The 3,690-nt window shown below is 48.7% G+C and carries 3 protein-coding genes; 2 read left to right on the top strand and 1 reads right to left on the bottom strand.

Features of this window, described 5'->3' with window-relative positions; translation table 11 throughout:
* Nucleotides 1-135 precede the first annotated feature (135 nt).
* Nucleotides 136-1,059: an IS1595 family transposase gene (locus ABJ205_RS02870; RefSeq protein WP_348509996.1), complete on the bottom strand. Its 924-nt coding sequence runs from the start codon at nt 1,057-1,059 to the stop codon at nt 136-138.
* A 1,268-nt stretch (nt 1,060-2,327) separates the two neighbouring features.
* On the opposite strand from ABJ205_RS02870, the gene ABJ205_RS02865 reads away from it, so the two are divergent.
* Together ABJ205_RS02865 and ABJ205_RS02860 are read left to right on the top strand one after the other, a co-directional pair.
* Entirely contained in the window at nt 2,328-2,852 is a 525-nt protein-coding gene (locus ABJ205_RS02865) for a S24 family peptidase (RefSeq protein WP_348509995.1), read from the top strand.
* A gap of 152 nt (nt 2,853-3,004) precedes the next feature.
* Nucleotides 3,005-3,442, top strand: coding sequence for a hypothetical protein (locus tag ABJ205_RS02860; RefSeq protein ID WP_348509994.1), 438 nt, complete (start codon nt 3,005-3,007; stop codon nt 3,440-3,442).
* Nucleotides 3,443-3,690 lie beyond the last annotated feature (248 nt).

Here is a 3,690-nt window from a genome sequence, read left to right as displayed (position 1 = left end):
TCGAACAGCCATCAAAAAGGGTTCAAAGAATGCCCTGTCTGCAGCCTCCATCAACAGCCATGCCAAGATAACATCCGCAAAAGCTATCTTGAATCACATCCGAACCCATTTGTGAATCCAGTTTGCCAACAGGACCTAGGTTGCGCCCAGTTCAGTCCAGTTGTAGCGGTTTTTGAGCTTTTCCAGGACGGTTGAGTCTAATTCGGGCCAGTGACTAATCAGATCCTCAAAAGGCTGACAGTTCGAAAATCTGTGATTATAGCGAAACTCGTTTTCGGCCAGATAGAGCCAAAGGTTTTTAGCACTGACCTGATGATAAAGCCGCAGAGACCGCTTCAAGGTTGCCCAATAGCTATCAATTTCGCAGGTCGAATTCCCATTGAAATCGGAAAAATAGCCGGAGGAGTGATTGATTGTCAGATGTATAAAACCAAGCGAGGAGAGTCTTTTGTACCCTACCCAGTCGTCAGTTATGATTTTACTTTGAGGGTGTACCCACTTGCTGATCGCCGCCTCCAGCGTTTTTCTTTTTCGATCTGGAATAATGCCGCTCAACAAAAGGCCTTCGCACATGATCCCCAGAACGATTGATGGGCGCATTTTTTTGCTATCCTGATCGATGACATATTTAATGTAAACCTCATCGACATACACAGTTTTCCCTTGGCCTCCTAAGAAGTCTGGCCGCCTGTAAGCTGCCATGTGGACGCGGATTTTGCTGCATAATCGATGTGCCGCTTTCAATCCAATGCCCAATTGTTTTCGAACGAAAACCGACCGAACGCCGCTCGATGAGTTAGCAAATAAGAGCAGAGCATAAAAATATGCCATGATTGAGAGGTTCGAGCGGTAGAATGCCGTGCCTCTAAGAACTGAGTGATGCTGCCCGCAACTATGGCGGTAGTTTTTGGTCCCCTTGATCTTTTTCCATTCTCCCACGGCGCTACATTCTGGACACTTCCTTTGCGGAGTCCATTTGTGCACATGAATGTGATCGAGGCAGGCTTCCTCATTGGGAAACCGGTCGAAGAACTCTATGATCCCTGTACCACGTCTCATTTACGGTCCCCGATCGGGGCGCCAAAGCAGCAATTTGCGAGCTGAAGCCGCTCTGCATCAGAGTCCGCAAGCGATGGGAATTGGGCAATCATGTCCCAAAATGTTCGTTGAGAAGCGTGGCGTCTGTTGAAGCGGAATTCGTATTCCTTCAAATAAAGCCACAGTTTGTCGAGATTGACACCGCGAAATTGGTCGGCGAACGAATTCCAAAAATAGGAAATGAAACCTTTCGCGCTATCAGGCATCGGTGCATTGTTAAAAAGAAGGCAGGCCTGAATTCAGCCAACGGCGCGCTTGAACCGTATGCTCCCAGTAGTCGATGTGTCCAGTAACAGTCTGTTAGCAGCGTAGAACCCGGCCTCAACGTCCTTTTGAGGACTGCAACGATCTGCGATCTGGCTGGACGATAAAGCACGGTTGAAATGACACTTCTATCATCGGCAAGGAGAAGAACTCGTGCCCGGTTCCTTGCTCTGTGCCTTCCATTTATGACCCGCCGCAGAGTTTCGATACGTGCGCTCACTAAGCTTCCGGTCCCACCAACGCGGGTTTTCTGATCAATGGCGGCCAGATGAGTGCGTATACGGGTCACCATCCTAAAAACTGTCACGTAATTGACACCCAACTGCCTTGAAAGAAAGGAAGTTGGGATACTTTCTGCAGAATTTGCAAAATGAAGCATCGCATAAAACCAAAGACGTAGAGGCACTCGTGTCCGGTCAAAGATGCAGCCTGCCATTGGAGATACAATCCCACCGCAGGGGTGGAAATAGTGCTTTTGTCGAAGATGCCTTTGCCAACGGTCACGGTTTCCACAACGGGAGCAAACTGGATTTGAGGCATGCCTCATTTCGAAAAGATGTGCCATGCAAGAGTCTTCATCGGGGAATGCACGATTAAACGCCTGTAAGCTTGTTCCACGATAGCCCGGCCTTTTGGATCGGTATTCATGCGGCTCAAATCCTAAATCGAATTTTGTCATTTTGCAGCTCCTCGCCTTTCTCAGAAAGCCTTCCCCCATGACCTCTGCTGTTTAGCTGCAACCATGAGGGTGTAGTATTTATGCATACCTAGAATAGCATTAATGCTTCAACAATCCAAGCTTGCTCAGTGCTAAGATCCGTGAGATGGATGGCTTGGATAAAGATAAACGGTTTGTGCGTGCGCTCGCGGATCACACTGGGCTAACGCCGACCGCGATTGCGAGGCAGGCGAAAGTAGCGGCAACGACGATAACTCGCCCTTTCTATGGTACAGCAAGCACAAGAATGAGCGCTCGAACAATAGAGAAATTGCGCGAAACATTTCCGGATTTCTTTCTTTGGTCGGAAACGAAACGAGGCGTTTTGCCTCTCACAAGCAACAGTGATCTCGCGAGTGCTCAGCTCGATGAGGAAAGCCACGAGATTCCAATCTTTGAGCTAACAAATGAAGAGAGAACGTCCGCTGATGATGGACAAGGGGTCATGCGCCTCCCGAAGTCATTTCTAGAGATGCTTACAAGCGCACCTGCTGAGTACCTCGCGTTCGCACACGGCGTTGGTGACAGTATGACGCCAACGCTCGGTGAACGCGATCTGTTACTACTCGACAAGAGCCAAGACGTTATCCGGGCAAATGATCAAATCTGGTGCCTTTCATCGGACGGCGTTGCCATGGTTAAGCGCGTCCGAATAGAATGCAAGAGTAAGGCAATATTGATTTCAGATAACTCAGCCGTCCCTAATCAGCATATCAATCTCGAGCGGTTCAAGCTTGTCGGCCGGGTGATTGCGATTGTAAAGATTGCATAGCTTCTTAGTCGAGCAAGCGCTCATCGTCTTTTCAGCAATTGAGACTTCAACTCTTCGCCGGATCGAGAACCAAGCGGCAGATTGGTCCATTTCCCCTTGGTAGCTGACCATAAGTAAATACCACGATTGTTTCATCGCTCAGAGATCCGTACATGTTCGCCACCGAACGAACAATCGAACCTCTTATTAACCAGACTGTTTGGAGAAATAGGATGGGCGAGATGCCAAATATTAATACAATTGACGCGGCTCGTTTCTGCTCAGGTTGCGGCGAGCCGTTGTTCGGGTTCTCCCCGCTCGTTTACGGCAACATTACAATGATCGACTTTGATAAGGTTTTCATCGACGAAAAGCATGTTGCCTTAAGTCAAGCAGAGCATCGATTGGTCGAAGCCCTAGTGCGGGCGAAAGGGATGGGTGTTACGCGCTCCACGCTAGCATCTTTCATGGGTGGGGATATATTCGACCAGACTGTAACTGTGCTCGTCAGACGTGCACGCATCAAGTTTCGATCTGTCGTTCCCGGATTTGATCAGGTTAGTGCGATCAGAGGCTTTGGTGCTTATCGATGGTCGTTCAAACCGTCCTAAAAACACGTTGAGCGAAAAGCAATCGGCCGAGTAAATCTTTTCAATTGTAGTGACCGGAAAAGAGCAAGCGCTGCATTACAATCGCCTTTGATCACGATTTCGCGCTGACCTAGGTCCTGTTGGCAAACTGGATTCACAAATGGGTTCGGATGTGATTCAAGATAGCTTTTGCGGATGTTATCTTGGCATGGCTGTTGATGGAGGCTGCAGACAGGGCATTCTTTGAACCCTTTTTGATGGCTGTTCGA

Origin of the sequence: Erythrobacter sp., assembly GCF_039988855.1 — a bacterium.
Lineage (GTDB): Bacteria > Pseudomonadota > Alphaproteobacteria > Sphingomonadales > Sphingomonadaceae > Erythrobacter.
The sequence above is the reverse complement of the archived record's forward strand: the minus strand, read 5'-3'. Positions and strand labels throughout refer to the sequence as shown.